At 60.0% G+C, this 17,743-nt stretch carries 16 protein-coding genes; 2 read left to right on the top strand and 14 right to left on the bottom strand.

Annotated elements, in window-relative coordinates:
• Positions 1-269 precede the first annotated feature (269 nt).
• Positions 270-1,010, top strand: coding sequence for a TerC family protein (locus AC0CW1_RS00350; protein ID WP_488181162.1), 741 nt, complete (start codon positions 270-272; stop codon positions 1,008-1,010).
• Here the strand turns inward: AC0CW1_RS00350 and AC0CW1_RS00345 are convergent.
• Positions 1,007-1,402: a MerR family transcriptional regulator gene (locus tag AC0CW1_RS00345; protein WP_488181198.1), complete on the bottom strand. Its 396-nt coding sequence runs from the start codon at positions 1,400-1,402 to the stop codon at positions 1,007-1,009. The genes AC0CW1_RS00350 and AC0CW1_RS00345 overlap by 4 nt on opposite strands.
• A gap of 281 nt (positions 1,403-1,683) precedes the next feature.
• On the opposite strand from AC0CW1_RS00345, the gene AC0CW1_RS00340 reads away from it, so the two are divergent.
• The gene (locus AC0CW1_RS00340; RefSeq protein ID WP_488181161.1) at positions 1,684-2,526 is read left to right on the top strand and encodes a zinc metalloprotease HtpX; all 843 of its coding nucleotides are present in this window, start codon (positions 1,684-1,686) and stop codon (positions 2,524-2,526) included.
• A gap of 93 nt (positions 2,527-2,619) precedes the next feature.
• Here AC0CW1_RS00340 and AC0CW1_RS00335 read toward each other — a convergent pair whose 3' ends face one another.
• The 13 genes from AC0CW1_RS00335 to AC0CW1_RS00275 form a co-directional block, all read right to left on the bottom strand.
• Positions 2,620-5,166: an adenosylcobalamin-dependent ribonucleoside-diphosphate reductase gene (locus AC0CW1_RS00335; protein WP_488181160.1), complete on the bottom strand. Its 2,547-nt coding sequence runs from the start codon at positions 5,164-5,166 to the stop codon at positions 2,620-2,622.
• 14 nt (positions 5,167-5,180) lie between these two features.
• Positions 5,181-5,624 carry a threonine/serine exporter family protein gene (locus tag AC0CW1_RS00330; protein WP_488181159.1) on the bottom strand — a complete coding sequence of 148 codons (444 nt, stop codon included), beginning with the start codon at positions 5,622-5,624 and terminating at the stop codon, positions 5,181-5,183.
• A complete protein-coding gene (locus tag AC0CW1_RS00325; protein ID WP_488181158.1) occupies positions 5,624-6,406 on the bottom strand; it encodes a threonine/serine exporter family protein in 783 nt (260 codons plus the stop codon). The genes AC0CW1_RS00330 and AC0CW1_RS00325 overlap by 1 nt, the downstream gene beginning before the upstream one ends.
• Positions 6,407-6,553: 147 nt before the next feature.
• The gene (locus AC0CW1_RS00320; RefSeq protein ID WP_488181157.1) at positions 6,554-7,489 is read right to left on the bottom strand and encodes a helix-turn-helix domain-containing protein; all 936 of its coding nucleotides are present in this window, start codon (positions 7,487-7,489) and stop codon (positions 6,554-6,556) included.
• A 15-nt stretch (positions 7,490-7,504) separates the two neighbouring features.
• The gene (locus tag AC0CW1_RS00315) at positions 7,505-9,907 is read right to left on the bottom strand and encodes a LysM peptidoglycan-binding domain-containing protein (protein ID WP_488181156.1); all 2,403 of its coding nucleotides are present in this window, start codon (positions 9,905-9,907) and stop codon (positions 7,505-7,507) included.
• Between the two features lie 41 nt (positions 9,908-9,948).
• Entirely contained in the window at positions 9,949-11,073 is a 1,125-nt protein-coding gene (locus AC0CW1_RS00310) for a glycosyltransferase family 4 protein (protein ID WP_488181155.1), read from the bottom strand.
• A 46-nt stretch (positions 11,074-11,119) separates the two neighbouring features.
• Entirely contained in the window at positions 11,120-12,166 is a 1,047-nt protein-coding gene (locus AC0CW1_RS00305; RefSeq protein ID WP_488181154.1) for a CotS family spore coat protein, read from the bottom strand.
• Positions 12,163-12,576 carry a hypothetical protein gene (locus AC0CW1_RS00300; RefSeq protein WP_488181153.1) on the bottom strand — a complete coding sequence of 138 codons (414 nt, stop codon included), beginning with the start codon at positions 12,574-12,576 and terminating at the stop codon, positions 12,163-12,165. The genes AC0CW1_RS00305 and AC0CW1_RS00300 overlap by 4 nt, the downstream gene beginning before the upstream one ends.
• Positions 12,577-12,856: 280 nt before the next feature.
• Entirely contained in the window at positions 12,857-13,765 is a 909-nt protein-coding gene (locus tag AC0CW1_RS00295; RefSeq protein ID WP_488181152.1) for an ABC transporter substrate-binding protein, read from the bottom strand.
• Between the two features lie 29 nt (positions 13,766-13,794).
• Positions 13,795-14,652 carry an ABC transporter ATP-binding protein gene (locus AC0CW1_RS00290; RefSeq protein WP_488181151.1) on the bottom strand — a complete coding sequence of 286 codons (858 nt, stop codon included), beginning with the start codon at positions 14,650-14,652 and terminating at the stop codon, positions 13,795-13,797.
• A complete protein-coding gene (locus AC0CW1_RS00285; protein ID WP_488181150.1) occupies positions 14,649-15,347 on the bottom strand; it encodes an ABC transporter permease in 699 nt (232 codons plus the stop codon). Before AC0CW1_RS00285 ends, AC0CW1_RS00290 begins: the two co-directional genes overlap by 4 nt.
• 185 nt (positions 15,348-15,532) lie before the next feature.
• A complete protein-coding gene (locus tag AC0CW1_RS00280) occupies positions 15,533-15,961 on the bottom strand; it encodes a winged helix-turn-helix domain-containing protein (protein ID WP_488181149.1) in 429 nt (142 codons plus the stop codon).
• A 149-nt stretch (positions 15,962-16,110) separates the two neighbouring features.
• On the bottom strand, positions 16,111-17,736 hold the full coding sequence (locus AC0CW1_RS00275) for a phosphotransferase (RefSeq protein WP_488181148.1): 1,626 nt from the start codon (positions 17,734-17,736) through the stop codon (positions 16,111-16,113).
• Positions 17,737-17,743 lie beyond the last annotated feature (7 nt).

Here is a 17,743-nt window from a genome sequence, read left to right as displayed (position 1 = left end):
TCTTGCCGAAAATATTTCTTGATTCCCCTTCCCAGTGGCACTTGATCAGCGAAAAAAAATAGGATATACTAAAATCGTCCAGCAAAACCGAATGGTTTGTTCAAAGGGGAGTAGCTTCCTACTGGTCGGTCAACAACCGGTTGTAAAACCTGGCCGCCAGAGCGTACATTCGCTAGCAAGACCTTTGATTCAAAGTGCTCACACTTTGAATCAAAGGTCTTTTTATATATCGAAAAAAACATCACCTTCTTTGGAAAGGAGTGCCCCAATTGGAACTGCTCAGTCAACTCAGCGGCATTACGCTCAGCGACTTCTCTGACCCCGCCTTTTGGATGGCCGTCGGCAGCATCATCCTCATCGACCTGATCCTCAGCGGCGACAACGCTATCCTGATCGCCATGGCCTGCCGCAACCTTCCGCCGGAACTGCGATCGAAAGGCATCATCTGGGGGACCGCCGGCGCCATCGGCTTACGCATGATCCTCGGCGCCCTGATCATCTACCTCTTGAAGGTGCCCCTCCTGCAAGCGGTTGGCGCGCTCCTGCTGATCTGGATCGCCGTCAAGCTCTTGATCCAGGAAAACGACCACGGTGACGTGGCCGGTCCGGAGCGTCTCTTCCAGGCCGTCAAGACAATCATCATCGCCGACGCCGTTATGTCCCTCGACAACGTCCTCGCGGTCGCTGGCGTATCCCATGGCAAACCGGGTCTGCTCTGGTTTGGTCTCCTCGTCAGCATCCCCCTTGTTGTCTACGGCAGCCGACTCTTCCTCACCCTGATCGATCGCTTCCCCTTGATCCTCTACGGCGGCTCTGGCATCCTGGCCTGGTCAGCCGGTAAAATGCTGATTCACGACCCCATGGTCTTCGCTTTCATGAAAAACGCCGGCGTCTCGCCCTTTCTGCTGGAAGAAAAACTGGTCAGCGCCGTCGTGACGGCATTGGTCCTGGGCCTGGGCTGGCATCTGAATGAGCGCCAAAAGAAAAAAACGGCTCTAGAAAAAGCCTAGAAACCGTTTCCCAGCAGCTTCATGATCAACTGGGTCAATTCCTGTTCTTTGATCAGCAACTCCACCAGCAGCTTATTCACCTCGTCACTTTTGTCGACACCCTGGTGCATGGCGGGAAAGAGAGAACTGAGTTCCGCCTTCGCCACATCCACCTGGGATTGCAGCAGTTTCAGCTTCTGGACCAGCGGGTCGTCCGACAGCATCTGCCGGATCTCCTCTAGGCTGAACCGTTGGTCCTGCATGGAGCGGATGAAGTGGATCCGCTCGACGGCGCTTTCGTCGTAGAGGCGATACTTCCCCTCCGAGCGCTGGGCCGGCGAGAGCAACCCCATCGCCGTGTAGTAATCGACGGTCCGCTTGTTGACATTGCACCGTTCGGCTAACTCGCCGATCTTCAGCAGGCCCTTCCCAAGAGAATCACCTCATCTCACGTTACGTTTAGGTTGACCGCAAAAGGGCGATAATAACCATACAGCAAAACTGTACGGTTTGAAAAGGCGAGCAAATCGTCTTTTACGCCAGAAAACCAGCAAATTTGCCCTTTAGCGCCCTTTGCGTCTGACTTCAGTCTTTTGTAAGCTGGTAGCGAGGGACCATGCAGAAAGGCCAGGGTAAAAAACGTCGGTTATTACCAAAAGTATTAGAACGTGTATAAGGAGGAAACAAGGTTACCATGAGTAATTTCAAAGCCTGGGTGTTGATGGGGCTCATCTCCGGTTTATTCGTCCTGATGGGTTCTTTCATCGGCGGAAAATCGGGCGCCCTGCTCTTTTTCCTCATCTCCCTGGCGATCAACTTCTTCAGCTTCTTCTACAGCGACAAAATTGCCATCAAGATGACTGGTTCTCACCCTGTTGAGCGTCATGAAGCCCCCGAACTCTATGAGATGGTCGAGCGGCTCTGCCGCAGGGCTGACATGCCGCTGCCTAAACTGTACATCCAGCCGACGGAACAGCCGAACGCCTTCGCCACCGGACGGAGCCCGAAGCATGCCGCCGTCGCCGTGACGGAAGGCCTGCTCCGAGCGCTCAGCCGCGACGAGTTGGAAGGCGTCATCGCCCATGAACTGGCCCATATCAAAAACCGGGACGTGCTGGTCGGCACCATTGCCGCTTCCATGGCAGGCGCGATCACCATGATCGCCGACATGCTCACCTTTGGCGCCATCTTCGGTTCCAATGATGACGAAGAGGAAGGCGGCGGCATCGGCGCCATCGTCATGGCCTTCCTGGCGCCCATTGCGGCCATGATCATCCAGATGGCCATCTCGAGGCAGCGGGAGTACTTGGCCGACGAGACGGGCGCCCGCATCACCGGAAACCCTCAAGGCCTATCGAACGCCCTGCTCCGGATCGAAGGTCTCTCCATGCGGATGATGCCCATGGCGGTCAACCCCGCCGCCTCCCATATGTACATCGCCAACCCCTTGTCGGGCTCTTCCCTGGCCAGCCTCTTCAGCACACACCCGCCGATTGCAGAGAGGGTGCGGAGGTTGGCGGGAATCCGGATTGGGTAAAAAGAGTTGGAAAAAGTGACAGAACTACAAATAAGATTTTAAAGCAAAGCCGTCTCAGAAATCAATCTGAGGCGGTTTTTTCTTAGCGTCAGCTTAGCACTCACTATAGGCGCAGACATGACACTTAGCGCACCCCTCTTCCCGCACCAGCGCCACAGCGCCACAGTGGGGGCAGACATCCGCCTGGAAGGGGATACGCGAGGCGTCAGGTCGGCTTGTCTCAGCGAGATACCGCCGCAAGGCAAGCGCCACCGCATCCGGCAAAGAGGACACCCGGTCCGGTCCGAAGCCGGTCGAGGTGCGGCCGGTGATCCCCTGCAACTGTTCCAGCGCCAGCGAGAACCGGTCCAGCTTGGGTACGTCACAGCGCGTCCGCAGGTAGAGCGACAAGGTTCGTCCGAGGGCTTCCGCCATGGCGTTCAGATCGGTACCGCCCTTGCCCTGGATGACGAGCACCTCATGAGGCTCCCCGTCCACCTCGTTGACGGTGACCCGCGTCGTCCCCAGGTGGCTCTTGATCCGGTAGGTCTTCCCCGTCACCCGTTCAGGCACATCTTCAACGACGGGCCCATTGACGCGAATTACCGAAGGCGCGGAGAGGGCTCTAGGCCTTGTCAGAACGTCCGAGCCGGTTCCAGCGCCCGCTCCCTCCCCTTCTTCCGGGCCAACCATCCCGCGTCCCGGCTCGCCGGCTTCCCGCCAGGCGCCGGCCTCCACCTTGGCCAAGACGCCTTCGCGGCTGCCGTCGCGGAAGTAGGTGACGCCCTTGCAGCCCTCCCGGTAGGCGAGCAGGAAGACCTGTTCCGTATCATCGACACTGTGGTGGTGAGGGGCGTTGACCGTCTTGGAGATGGAGGCGTCCACATGGGCCTGGATGGCGGCCTGGACGTGAATATGTTCTTCCGGCGTCAGTTCGCCGGCAGTGACGAACCAGGACGGCAGTTCCCCTCCGGGGTGCTCCTGCATCCATGCCTCCGCCAGTGGGTGCCAGAGGTGGTGTTCGCCCAAGCGGTCCCGCCGCCGGAAGCGGAAGGCAAAGACCGGCTCGATGCCCGAACTGGCCCGGGCCAACAGGGACGTCGTCCCCGTCGGCGCCTGGGTGAGCAGCGTGGCGTTGCGAATGCCGTGCCGACCGATGTCATCCCGCAACTCCTCAGGAAAATCGCTAAGGAAGGGAGAACGGAGAAAGCCATCCCGCTCAAACAGCGGAAAGGGCCCCCGCTCGCGGGCGATCTCAACAGAAGCAGCATAAGCGGCCAGCTTGATCCGCTTATACACGGCATCGATGAAGGCCAGGCTCTCGGCGCTGCCATAGCGGAGGCGCAGCAGGATCAGCGTATCGGCTAAACCCATCGTGCCGAGGCCGATGCGCCGCGTGCCTTTTTGCTGCTGCTCATTTTCGGCAAAAAAGTAGAAGCCTCCGTCGATGACATTATCGAGAAAGCGCACGGCGATCCGGGTCGTCGCGTCAAGGGCCTCAAAGTCAAAACGCCGATCGTCCCCTTCGCCGTCGACGAAGGAGGTCAGGTTGAGCGAGCCCAGGTTGCAGACTCCCCAGGGCGGCAAGCCCTCCTCGCCGCAGGGGTTGACGGCCACGATCCGCTCACAGTAGGCCGTGTTGGAGAGACGGTTGTACCGCTCCAGGAAGACGACGCCCGGTTCGCCCGAAGCATGGGCGCCGGCGATGATCGCCTGCCAGATCTCCCGGGCCGGGATGCGGCGGTAGACGATGACGCCCTTGCCCCGCTCCTTCCAGGCGGTTAGATCGCCGTCCCATAGCCGGTTGTAGTCGGGATCATCCGTATCAGGGAAAAGCAGGTCCCACATCCGATCCTCCTGAACAGCCTCCATGAAGGCGTCCGAAAGGGCCACGGACAGATTGGCTTTCGTCAGTTCGCCGGGACGCCGGTTCTTATAGGTGATAAATTCAAGGATATCAGGGTGCCAATCGTTCAGCATGAGCATGAGGGCGCCCTGGCGGCTTCCCCCCTGTTCGACGGATGCGGTGGCTGTCGAAAAGACGCAAGCCCAGGAGAGGGGGCCTGAAGAGGTCCCCATCACCCCTTTGACCCTAGCGCCGCTCGGCCGCAAGGAGGAGAGATTGATGCCGACGCCGCCGCCGCGGCTCATGATCTCCACCATCTCGGTGACGCGCTGCATGATGCCCGAGCGGCTGTCCTTGGGATGGGGCAGCACATAGCAGTTGAAAAAGGTCACCTTCTGTTCCGTCCCGGCTGCCGCCAGGATGCGCCCGCCCGGCACGAAACGGAAGGAGCGGAGCGTTTCGAGAAACTTCTCCCGCCAGTGCTCTCGCTCCGCTTCCGCTTCCACTCTGGCAATGGCGGCGGCGACGCGGTCCCACATGGCCTCCGGCGTCACCTCGGCGATCCCGATCAGGCTGCGCAGCTCCATCTCCTCCGGTGTTTCAGAAAAAGCGCCCGCCTCGCCGGGCCACTCCTGCGTCGGTTCGGCGAAGCGAAGCGGCAAGACGGTCGCCAAACCGTCTTGGATGGCGAGCACCCGCACCGGCAGGCCGTAACGGTCAGAGGCGTGATCGACGACCAATGCCATGTTCCCCTCCGTGACGGGACCCTTGCGGGCGTAACGGTCCCAAAAAACCTTCATCTGGTGCAGCAGCATGGCGGCAACTCCTTTCAGCGGCGTCCCTGGGCCGCCCGGGATTTATAAAAGCGCGCCACCGAAGAGATGATGGCCAACCCGGCGGCGATGGCTACGGCGATCAGCCCGGCCTGGGTGGCCAGGGCGATCCCCCGTGTGTATTCCCCTTGCAAGAGGACGCGCATCGATTCGTAGATGGTCAATCCGGGAACGAGGGGAATGAAGCTGGCGACGACATAGACGATGACAGGCATCTTCTGCCAGCGTGCCAGCGCCTCCGCCAGAACGGCGATGGCGACCGCGCCTAAAAAGGATCCCATAACCGGCGACGGTTCCTGGGCATTGACACCGAGGTAAATTAAGCGGCCGACAACGCCCAAGATCCCAGCTGGGAGCAACGTCCGGGACGGCAGTTGCTGAAGCACCCCGAAGGCAGCTGTCACGATGAAGGATAGGATGAGATCGAGCAAAAGGGCCATCAGAAACCGCCTCCCCAGAAGGCCAGCACAAAGCCGCTGCCCCCAGCCAGCGCCCCGGCTACCAGCAGCGCGTCCAGCCCCCGCACCGCCCCTGAGACCAGGTCTCCGGCGATCAGGTCGCGGACAGCGTTGGTAAAGGTCACGCCTGGCACCAGCAGGTAGAGTGTGCCCAGGATGATCTTGTCGGGATGCAACAACCCGGCCTGTCCACCGGCCAGGCGGACCCCTTCCGAGAGCAGCAGGGCGATCACGGCGGCAATGGCTCCGCCGGCAAACTCTTTGATAAAGTGGGTCGTCTGCAAGACCGTCAGCCGATCCAAAAGACGCATGGTGACGGCGCCAACGAGGGCAGCCGGAACCAGGTCAGCGAGGGTTCCCCCGAGCAGCAGCGTCGCGGCAGCGGCGCCAACCGCCGAGGCCAGCAGGGTACGCCCCGGGTTGTGGGTCACTTCGCCTCGGATGGCCGCCAGCGCCTCCAGCCCCTCGGCCACCGCCATCTGGCCAGCGGCGAAACGGCGGGAAAAATCGTTGACCCCGGCGATTTTGTTCAGGTCAATGGTCCGCTGGGAGATCCGCCGGACCAGAGACAGCGGCGGATCGTTGCCGGCGCCGTCGACAGACAGAAAAATTCCCGTCGGGGTGACGAAGGCCTCGGCGCCAGACAACCCCCCGGCCTGGCAGATGCGCCGGATCGTATCCTCCACGCGGTAGGTCTCCCCGCCGTTAACCAACATGATTTCGCCGGCCTCCATAGCCAGGCGCAATACTTCATGACGTTCCATCTTCTCCCTCCGGTTTTTATTGTACCCTCCCGGACGAAGAAATGCCAAGGGCCGGAAACCGCTTCAAAAGGTTTCCGGCCCTCAGCCTGTCACCGCGATGCCTCGCTATCCCTATGCCGACCTTCTGCGCCTGCCAACGAATCGCTCCTATTGCTGCCGATATTTCGCCAATTCCAGCTTTACCGACGACTGACAGGTGAGCCAGCGTTCATGAAAACCCAGCAGCCACTGGTTATACTGGGAGCGGGCGATCTCCCACTGCTGGTAGATGATCGTCGACGCCTCCTGAAATGCCTGGCCCCGCTCGAACTCCATGTTCTTGCTGGCCTTTTTGGCCATGTCCTGCATCGCGTCGACCATCTTACTAATGCAGCGTTCTATCCGTTCATAGTGTTCGCGCAGACTGTTGTTCTCCCGCTTAGTCCAGAGGTACAGAGCCTGGTAAAAATCCCTGTAACGGCGCCGGTTCTCCAAGGCCGTTCCCTGGCTGTCATCATTGCTGTCCGACATATTGATGGCCAGGAAGGGATCGGCCGGTGTGAGCAGCACCCCCTCAGACTCCATCATCGGCCCCAGTTGGGCGATGAAGATCTGCCACCGCCGCTCCTGTGACAACAGCCACTGCTGATAGGCCTGTTTCGGTTTTTCCCAACGGGCGTAGACTTCAAGCAGGCCATCCTGGAAGGCCCGCGCCCGGGACGATTCCCCTGAGGCGCGGGCGTTGTCGTATTGGCTTTTAAACTGGTCGATCACCTGCAGCAGACAATCGTCCATCGCCTTATACAACGCAGCCAGGGAGGTGTTTTCCTGTTGCAGCCAGTCATAGAGGCCGGACAGGACGATGGCCTCTTCCTCGATCTTGCGGCGCGTCTTTTCGACAGCCTGATTGGTCCGTTCCCGTTGCCGATCGATAAAGTCGCTGATTTCCTCCTGGCGGATACGGTAGTCGCCGGTGCCGTCAAGGTCCACAGCCGCCAGATCGCCCGATAAAACCCAGGCCACCACCCGTTCCTGAGGAATTTTCAACTGTTCGGACACATCGGCAAGCGTTTTCCATTCGCCCTTTTGGTTCTCGTCGTCCATCGCCGATCACAGCCATTACATCCAGTGCCGGGGGAGCATCAACGTCTGGCCGGCTCGCAAGGTGTCCTCGGTGGACAGCTTGTTGACGCTGCGCACCACTTCCTCAGGGATGCGGTTACGGCGCGCAATGCTGCTGACGGTGTCGCCGGCGCCGACGACGACAAATCGCCAACTGCCGTCTTTGCGACTTCTTTTCACTTCGGCCGAATCGACTATGGCGTTTTTTGCCGCCGCCGTCTTGTTTGAATCGTCTCCGGGGCGTTGGATCCGGCGTATGTCACGAGGTTTTGACTCCCGGGGCGGCCTTTCCGGCACAGGGTTGGCGGCGGCAGGGATGTCGGGAAGAGGCCGCGCCAGCCGTCGCACTGCCGGAACCGTTTGCGGTTCCTCCCGGTGGCTGATCCTTTTCTCCGGCACCTCATCGCCCGCTCCCATCCGCTCCCGGTATCGCGAGGTGATGCGCGGTGTTGACGGTAGGGAGGGTTTTACGGAAAGGGGTTGTATTTTCAAGGGCTCCGGTTCGGCTGCAATGAACGGCGCTTCTAGGCTGGCTGAAAGGAGCGGATCTTCCGTTTCGGCAGCTATCCGGGGAGATTCAGCGTCTGATGAAAGAAGGGGAGATTCTTCCTCTATCTTCGTCATCACCGGCTCGCCGGACTCTTCTGGCACAGATAGGATACCAACAGCCGTTCCCGGTTCCGCTGCCACACTCTCACTCGCATCTATCGCCGGCGACGGTTCTGCCGATAAGAAGCCTTCCGCATACTGAATGGTGTAGGCAGAACTGTCGAGGTAATCGGCAAATCCCCCGATAAGTTGGGTCGCGTCGTCCCGGTCGTCCCGTTCCACCGTGAGCCCCGCCTCGCTGGCGTCCGCCACTTCATCATGAAACACCTGCGGCATATCGGCATCGGCTGCCGGATACTCGGTATCGCCCTCAAAAGCAGGCGACGTCGGACCACTCGATGCATCATCCAGGTTCCCGAAGGGCAGCGGGTAGAGGCTTACATCAGGAAGAGGCGCTTCGCCCATTTCTCCTGTTCTTTTCGGTTCGGAGAAAATCGGTTCATCCAACGTCACCGTGGCCTCTTCGTGAGCGGCATCCGCCTCAGCCTGGGCGATACTCAACCGTTCAAGATGGAGATCACCTTCACCGCTTACAGCCTCATCACCGCTCAAAGCCGTTTCGACGCTATAAGTCGTATCATCACTTGTCGCTGCAATCTCTCCGTACCCGCTCTCCGTACGCTCCTCTGCGTCCTCTCGATATGCGCTCAATGGAATGGGGCCAAATTCTCCATACATATCATCTGTTTCCACTGGCACGTCCCCATAAAAACCTGCTCCAGGAACGACTGCTTCCACAACATCCGCCCCAGCAATGCCCGCTCTAGCAGCGTCCACTCCTGCAACATCCACTCCAGCAATGCCCCGGGCAGCGATACCATGAGCAATGTTCACTCCCTCGTCTCCATCATCGACTAGCCCCTCCGGCCTCTCGCGTTCGGATTCTTCATACAATCCCTTTTCCTCAGGCAGTTCGGCTCCTACATAGTGCCCCTCGACGACGCCGCTGTACATCGCTTCCTCCCATTGCGGTTGGGGCAGCCACGCCGGGCCTTGTATCTCCCAATTCGTTTGGCCAAGAGTGAGGCGAGGCTCTCCGAGCCAGAGGATCCCGCCGCTGAAGGGCGTCACTTTTTCTAAGATCCCCATGGGTTCCCGCTCATCAGAGAGATAGGCCAGTTGCGTGCGGAGCTCTGTCGTCGCCTCCCCGTTGCCTCCCTCGACTCGCCAGGCAAAGGCGATGACCTTGGCCTCTTCCGGAAGCCCTTCCCCCTCGATCCGGACCGTCTGTTCCATCCACCGGAAGGCGCGGCTGCTAGAGACCCCCTCGGTCACCAGACCGACAGACAGGAGCAGATCGACTTTTAACCGTTCATCGCTCCAATAGGGATGGATATGCAGAATCGACAGGGCGGAAGCCTCTTGCGCCATATCGATGTCTCCATCATACGTCTGGTCATCGCCGTGACTTGGCATCTGGACGACCAGCATCTGCTCCTGGCGAAACATCTTCGGTCCCGGCGGGATCTCCTGCTCGATCAGAGACAGGGTTTCCAAGCTCTCTCTAAAACCCGCGCCAGAGCCGCCGCCGTCGCCTTCCCTGCCTCCAGCGCCACTGGAGCCACCTCTCTCCTCAGCAGTCTCCATGATGGCGCGCACCTGCAACCGGACATTGGCTCGCACCTCATCATCCTTGCGTGTCACATGGAGGAGTTCCATTTCCGCGTCAACACTCCCCACCCGTTCCCTATCCCGGTCCGGGTATCCGAGATCGAGGGAAACGAGATACAGTTCAACGCCCGATTGCCCCCATTCCCCGTTTCCAGAACCGTTGATCCTTTCCAGGGTCAATGTTGTTCCCTCCCAACCTTCGTCGTCTCGCCACAGATCACTTAGATCAGGCGCGTGAACACTTCCTCTGTGGATAATGCCGCCTGGCGCCAACTAAAGTAAGCGGCCCGGCGCAATCCCCTCTCCCCCAATTCTGCGGCCAGCGCCCGATCGGTCAGCAAGGCATAGAGGAGTTCCTCCAATTGGCTGGCGCCGACGGGAGAAAAGAACAAGGCGCCATCACCGGCCACCTCCGGCAGTGAAGCCACATTGGCCACCAGGGTTGGCGTGCCACAGGCCATGGCCTCCACAGGCGGGAGGCCAAACCCCTCATACAGGGAAGGGTAGACGAATACGCTTGCCCCATTGTAAATCCAGGGCAGATCGTCCACCCCCACAAAACCGATAAAATGCACATGCTCCTGCAACCCTCGCGCGGACACCATGATCTCGATATCGTTGAACTCCTTCGACTGCTTCCCAGGCAGAACGAGGCAAACGTCCTCCGGCAGATGGCGGCGGACCTGGTGGAAGGCATGGATCAGGAGCTTCAGGTTTTTTCGGGGGGAAAAACCGCCCACATAGAGAACATAAGGGCGGGTGACACCGTACTTTGCTTGCATGAACCGCCGCGCCCGCTCTTTGTCCAAGGGCCGGTAGATCGGTTCTGCCGCTTCATAGATAACCGTGATCTTCCCTTCCGGCACCCCGGCGATCTGCATCAGGTCGCGGGCGGTGCAACAGGAGGGGACGATGATATGGTCGACCCTTTCTAAGATGCGAGGCATCTCTTCCAGAAAGATTTTCAGGTATCCCCTGCCCACCGTTTCAGGGCAGATGTAGGGGATCAGATCGTGGATCGTGACGACCAGTTTGCATGCCTTGTTGGCCGGCAAGCCGATGCCGTTTTGGGGGACATGATAGAGATCGATCTTCTCCTGTTGGATCGCCTGGGGAATGTGCACCTCCTCCCAAAAGCGTTCTCGGTTCTGCTCGACGAGGCGAAAGACATCGTCCTGGGTGATGTGCAGATGGCGGTACTCCTCGCCGGGCCAAAACAGCCGCAACCGCTCCGGCGCAGCGGCGTCATACAACTCGTAAAGATGCCGGCATAACTGATAGGTGTATGTTCCGATTCCCGTTCCCCGGTACCAGACGGCCGCGCGGGCGTCAATCCCTATCCTCACGCTCCACCTCCCCCCGCCTCCGCTCCGGCGTCTTTTGTTTCATGGGTTATAGACGCCCGGGAAAATCGCACAAAAAACGCCGCCTCTGCTTCTGGTGGCTTAAGAAGCGTTTTAGCCGCTTGATATGGTATTCGGGCGACTGGCTGAGCGATTCAAAATAGTAGGCATAGGCGTACTGCCAAAAATCGTTGGGGAAGGACAGGAAAGCCATCAATACTTCCCGTTCATCCTGGGACAGAGGGTAAACATCATGATAGGCGGCCAGGAGATTGACCCCCTTCTCCACAGACCAGCGATCCCGTTTCAAGGCCCGGATCAGCAAGCTGCCGATGTCGTGGAGCCGCGTGTCCATCAGCGCATGATCGAAGTCAAGAAAGAAGATCTGTCCCACGCCATCGATGATCACGTTGTGATGGGCCAGATCATGGTGACAAAGACCGCCCTCACCGGCTTCCCTTTCCATCAGCCTGAGATAGGGAGACTGGTCAAGGAGGGCGCACGCCTCGCGGGCCTCGCCCAGCAGGGCGTCGGCATGGTCCAGAAACAACCGGTCAAATTCCATCGATTTGCCTTGCTCGCTACCTGCCGGCCGAAGTTGCTGTTCCATCCGTTGTTCCGCAAATCGCCGGCAGGTCTCCAACTGAGCTACCTTTTCGGCAAACACCTGGGGCCACCGCAGCCAGAGATAACGCCCGGCAAACTCAGGCGATGTGAAGCCTCGCCCGGCATAATGCAGCTCTGCCACAGCCGCCGCCGTTGCCGCCAGATCGCGCCAGCGGTCGTAATCACACTCGCGTCCTTCCACCCAAGCCGAACAAAGCCAATACTCCCTTCCCAGGCTCAGGCAAAGGGCGCCTTGGGGCGTCAGCACGATAGGGGAAAAGCGCCGAAAGCCCCGCTCAACCAGATGGCGCTGCGCCCGGAATAGGAACTGCAAGTCCTCCACGGAATGCAGAAACCGCTTGATCACCCATCCGCCTTCAGCCCCGTCGATCCGAAAAGCGCCCCGCATCGGTTCAATGCGCCGGGGTCGTATCCCATAGACCAAGAGCACCCGCGGATCGATTCCGCTTATCGCGGAGGCGGATTTCACTGCCGCCACCCCCGATCCACCGGAAAGACCGACCGATTCAATACGACAGCAATCGGCCTTCGCCCGTGAAAGAGGTGGACAGGACCACCCTGCTCATCGACAAGGGCGATCAAGGAAAAGGGCTGCTGCAAGGGACAACTTTTCAGGCGTCGCGTCCAAAATGGCGGACCCATCTCCGCCTCCCAGGTACCCAATAGGTGCCCGTCGACGATCCGGCCCAGCCGGACCAGCTTTTCTCGAACCGCCTCTGACCAGGGAGACAGGAGAAGACGGATCCGGCCTTTCGGCCACCCTGCGCCGGGAAGCAGCGAGAGCTCGACTTCCCCTGGACCGGTTTCGCGTAAAAAAGCTTTGCCAGCCTCCGCATAACCGTCAAGGGGAAAGAGGAGCAAGAGGGTCATCGTCTTCATCATCACCCTCCTCCGGCAGCATCGTCCTTCTCCAAACGGTGTCGGCCCCCTCTTTACTGAAGGGTATCGCAAAAAAGGCCATACTGCCTTTCTGATACATACGCCTTTGGCACCCGTCCTATGACTCCACCGTTTTGCTCAACCAAAGGAACGGAAGCAAAAGAAAAAGCGAAGACTGGCGCCTCCGCTTTACATACATCATTTTGCTGTTTTTTTGCTCGACGACTCCCCAGGGAGAGTTCCTGGTCAGGCGCTCCCTACGACTGCCTTTCTGCCTTCCTTACTTCCCGAGGGTCTCCACGTTTTTCCCAGCGTCCGGCACAAAGAGCGGTTCGCCGTACTTGTCGACGCCGAAGGTTTTGATCATCGCCTGGCCTTCAGTGGAAAGCAAGAAATCGCTGAAGGCTTTGGCACCGTCTTTGTTGACTTTGGGGAACTTCTCCGGATTGACTTCCATCACATGATAGATGTTGAGGAGCGCCGGCTCTTTCTCCAAAACGATGCCCAGTTGCAGGTTCTTCTTCTGGGCCAGGTAAGTGGCCCGGTCAGTCAGGGTATAGCCCTGCTTCTCCGAAGCCACACTCAAGGTCTGCCCCATCCCCGCGCCTGTCTCTTGGTACCAAGCGTTGCCCGCCGGGGTGATGGCCGCTTTCTGCCAGAAGGATTTCTCCATCTTATGGGTGCCCGAATCATCGCCACGGGAGACGAAGAGTTTGCCGGAAGCGGCGATCTTCTTTAACGCCTCCACCGTCGAATGGAGCCCCTTGACGCCGGCTGGGTCGTTAGCGGGACCGACGAGGATGAAGTCATTGTGCATGACGAGTTTGCGGTTGACGGCGGCGCCTTTTTCGACGACCTTCTTCTCGGCGTCAGGGGCGTGGACGAGCAGCACGTCGGCTTCCCCTTTTTCCCCATAAGCGAGGGCTTGTCCGGTCCCGACGGAAAGGGGCTTTACCTTGTACCCTGTCTTTTTCTCAAAGGCCGGGATCAGCACGTCGAGGAGACCGCTGTCCATGGTGCTGGTTGTCGTGGCCAGGATCAGATCAGGTTGAGCGGGCGTCGGGGCGATCTGGGCTTGTCCCCCCGGTTGCGCGCCCGGCTGTGGCGTCGTTCCACAGGCCGCCAGGAACAGGGAAAGGATAAGGAACAGGGCAAGGGCGAGTGTCTTCCGGGGTGTCTTACGGAGCAATAGAATGACCTCCTTATGTATTTTTATTTTTATTCCCCGTCGCGCAGACAGAGGAGGAAGGTTCCCTCCCCGCCGGCGGCGGCTGGCAACCGGAATCGGCCCTCCGCCGTGACCACTTCCACCATCTCCCCAGTGCGGTCCACGACCCGGCCTAAGAGGATGCGCCGCTTACCCACGAAATCAGCGACCTCGCTGTTGACCGGTCGCGCCAGCAATTCCTCCGGCGCACCGTCCTGGACGATCCGCCCCGCTGACAGCATGACCGCCCGGTCGGCGAGCAGGAAGACCTCTTCCATCACATGGGTGACGATGACGGCGGTGATCCCTTCTTCCTTAATCACGGCGCGCAGTTCCCGGCAGAGGGTGTCCCGCGTCGGCGGGTCGAGGGAGGCAAAGGGTTCGTCCAACAAAAACAGTTCTGGGCCGCAGGCCAGCGCCCGGGCCAAAGCCACCCGCTGGGCTTCGCCGCCGGAGAGATGGCGCGCCTGCCGGTCCAGGAGGTGTTCCACGCCAAAACGAGCCGCCCAACGGCGGACGATCGGTTCGATCTCCGAGCGCCGGACCTTGCGGATGCGCAATCCGGCAGCGATGTTTTCGTAGACCGTCGTTTGAAAGAGGCAAGGGCTTTGAAAGACCATGGCCATCTGCCGCCGGGTCGACAACAGGTCCGGGCCGCCGACGGGCTGGCCGCGGAAGCGGACCGTGCCCACTGTCGGCTTTTCCAGCCCATGCAGGACTTTGAGCAGGGTGCTCTTGCCGGCGCCGTTGGGGCCGATGATGGCCGTGATCTCGCCGGCGCGAAAATGCAGTTCGTCGATATGTAGCAGGCTGCGGCGGCTTTTGACCACCTCGACCTTTTCTAAGGCAGCGCAGATCTTCGGCGTCATCCCATCCGCCTCCCCTGTTGAATGACAGTCAGAATCAAGGTCACCGTATAGGCCAAAATGAGCAGGATTAAGCTGAGGGCGATGGCCACATCGAGGTTTCCCTTGGACACCTCCATCACCGTCGCCGTCGTCAGCACCCGTGTCAGCCCTTTCACGTTGCCGCCGACCATCATAGATGCCCCCACCTCGGAGACAACGCCGCCGAAACCGGCGATGACAGCCGCCAGGATGGACAACCGCGCTTCCTGGATCAACCGCCAGTAGACCTGCCAGCGCGTCGCGCCAAGAGAGAGGAGCTGCAGGCGCAGGTTCGGGTCCAACTGTTCGATGGCGGCGAAGGTGAGGCCCATGACGATGGGCGAGGCGATGACAGCCTGGGCGATGATCATGGCCGCTGGTGTGTAGAGAAGGCCAAGTACCCCAAAGGGGCCACTGCGCCAGAGCATGATCGTCACGAAAAGGCCGACCACGACCGGAGGAAGCCCCATGCCGGTGTTGACGAGGCTGACAACGACCGCCTTGCCGGGAAAGCGGGACTGGGCCAACAACACGCCTACGGGCACACCGATGAGCACACTGATCAGTGTGGCCAACCCGGAGACGCGCAACGTCAACCACGTCACCGCCCATACCTCGGGGTCACCCTGAATCAGAAGCCGGATCGCTTGTCCAATGCCGTCGATGATCAGATCCACAGGCCCACCTCTGCTTTGCGAAGCATATCTCATTATTCTCCGCCTCTTGAGAAAATCCTCCCATAATGTTTCTGTGGTTTTGCGCGGCTCACAATGAGTTCACCAAAACCAGCGACCAAAATGGGAATGCAAAAAAATAAACCCCATCGAATCGCCAAAAGGCTCGATGGGGACTTTCCGATGGCTTAATCGTTCACTTTCGCGGCTGGGGGGACAGCGGAGCCCCTTCCGACCGGGAGCGATTCAATCAACCCCTGCAGGTGTTTATGAAAAAGGCTGTCGACGGCAGCCTGAGACTCGCCGTTGAACTCCTGAAACCGGCGCAGAAGCGTCCGACCTGTTTCGGTGAGGGCGGCGCCGTGCTCGCGGTGACCAGGAAAGCGTTCGACCAGTTTAATGCCGAGGCGCCCCTCCGTTGTCGTCACCTTGCCCCAGGCGGCGCGGTAGGACATGCCCATACGGGCCGCCGCCTGGCTGATCGACCCCGTTTCATCGATGGCTTCCAACAGGCGCATCCGCCCCTGGCTGAAGACCACCTCTCCCCGAACTTCGACCCAGATCTTGCAATTGACGCTCGTCTCAAGTTGTTCTGGCGCAGAAACCTTCGCTTCCATCACGTCGACTCCCATCAGAATCCTCGATTGCAAGCCCTGGATGCCGGTCGGCAGGATTCCTGTGTCAACTATTCTGTCCGAAAGCGCCCTTTTCCTGCCTTGGGCTTTTCCGTTCCTCAGAATACGGCTCGGGGCCCGAGGGGCTTGCCTTAAGTGGGCAACGCCAGTTCGGCTTGAGCGGCCAAGCGGAAGGCGGCGGCATAGGCGCGGTTGCACGTTTCGATGGTGCGGCGCGTCCGCCGGAACCCCTGGTCTTGCAGCTTCCTGTCCGGGATGATTTCGATCGTCTGGGCCGGTTCCGTCCGGATCTTGCCTTCCAGGTGTTCAAAGAGGTCAAAGGGGATGAGCAGATAGCCCAAGAGGATCCGCCAATCCGCTTCTGTCAGCTTTGCCGCCGACTCGTAGCCCTCGATGATATGAGTCGCCTCTTTCCAGCCGTCGCGGGAACTACGGACGATGGCGCCGACAAATTGAGCCAACTCGGTGGCGGGGATGTCGCGGCGGCAGCGATTGAAGCGGTCAACCCAGAAGGTCCGCTGGGCCTTCAAAAGAGACGACGCCCCGAAGTCGCCGTGGCAGATATTGCCCTTCTGTTCCATCTCGCAACGCTTCTCCTGGTAGGCGGACTCCATCCAGGCAAAGCCCTTCTCGGCCCGCTCCGCCATTTTCGGCAGGTACTCTTGCAACAGGCGATCGCTGTCTGAAAAAAAGCGTTGCCGTCCCACCAGGGCCTGCCAGTCGGCGGCTACCTGGCGACCCCAGGCATACTGCCCGCGAATATCGAGGGGCCCCGCCACAGCGGTGTCAGCAGGCTGAAAGCCCTCGCCGCTGCGGTGCAACAGGGCCAGCGTGCGGCCGGCCTCGTGCACGTCACGGCTGTTGTCCAATTTGGCGGAACGGCCGGGAAGCTTGTTATAGAGGTAGTAGGCGCGGTCGCCACAGGGGATGACTCGTTCGCCGTACTTGGACAGGCGCGGTTCAGGGCACTGGGGGAAACCATTTTCCCTCAGGTGCTCGAGCGCAGCCGTCACATTCCGTGCGCGCTGCAGCGCCTTGTCCCCTTCCAGGAATTCGACGCGCAAGGGACCTCTGTCCGTTTCGGCCAGCAACCGTCCACCCTGCCGGTGCAACGAGCGCAGGACCATGTCATGCTCAGCCAACAGTTCGATCAGTGTCTCCCGTTCAGCGCGGAGATCCGGCGCCAGTGAAGAGCTGCCGGAAAGTGCGGCGGCTTTTTCTAGGGCCGACAAGCTGTCTTCGGTTAATCCACCGCCTTCCGCTGCTCCGACTGAAGTATCGGCTTCAAACAAGACATGGTCTTCCGTAGAGAAAGATAGGTCAGTTAAGACAGGCTCCGCAGTAGAGAGAGGCTCCTCAATAGGTACAATCTCCTCAGCAACGACACACTCCGCCATCGAGACTGGATCTTCTGTTGCCGCCCCGCCAACGCTCCCCCTAGAGCGCAAACCTGTCTCCGGCAAACCTTCGTCCCAGGTTAAGGGGATCAGCGGTCTGTCGGGGTAGATTTCCCCCAGCGGCTCCAGGTCCAAGGGCGGCAAGGGATTGCCCAGGCCGAGGGCGTCTGCCGTCAGCGCTCTTTCGTCGATTGGGCGTGGGTTCTCGAACAAGGGGGGTGGAAGATCCGGGACTTCACGCTGGTCTGCCGGCGTCCCGGCCCGTTCCGGCGAACGCCGATCCGACCGGCGCGTCCGCGCCTTTCGGGGGTTGCTTTGATACCGGGGATCGACCCCGACATAACGATCGACGACCAGCAAATTCTGT

Source organism: Heliomicrobium sulfidophilum (assembly GCF_057715735.1).
This window is presented reverse-complemented; position numbering and strand designations above follow the sequence as displayed.

Bases quoted from the DNA above. Each gene is read 5' to 3' on its own strand.
- AC0CW1_RS00340 (WP_488181161.1), top strand. From the start codon at position 1,684: ATGAGTAATTTCAAAGCCTGGGTGTTGATGGGGCTCATCTCCGGTTTA.
- AC0CW1_RS00335 (WP_488181160.1), bottom strand. From the start codon at position 5,166: ATGCTGCTGCACCAGATGAAGGTTTTTTGGGACCGTTACGCCCGCAAG.
- AC0CW1_RS00330 (WP_488181159.1), bottom strand. From the start codon at position 5,624: ATGGCCCTTTTGCTCGATCTCATCCTATCCTTCATCGTGACAGCTGCC.
- AC0CW1_RS00325 (WP_488181158.1), bottom strand. From the start codon at position 6,406: ATGGAACGTCATGAAGTATTGCGCCTGGCTATGGAGGCCGGCGAAATC.
- AC0CW1_RS00320 (WP_488181157.1), bottom strand. From the start codon at position 7,489: ATGGACGACGAGAACCAAAAGGGCGAATGGAAAACGCTTGCCGATGTG.
- AC0CW1_RS00300 (WP_488181153.1), bottom strand. From the start codon at position 12,576: ATGAAGACGATGACCCTCTTGCTCCTCTTTCCCCTTGACGGTTATGCG.
- AC0CW1_RS00290 (WP_488181151.1), bottom strand. From the start codon at position 14,652: ATGACGCCGAAGATCTGCGCTGCCTTAGAAAAGGTCGAGGTGGTCAAA.
- AC0CW1_RS00280 (WP_488181149.1), bottom strand. From the start codon at position 15,961: ATGGAAGCGAAGGTTTCTGCGCCAGAACAACTTGAGACGAGCGTCAAT.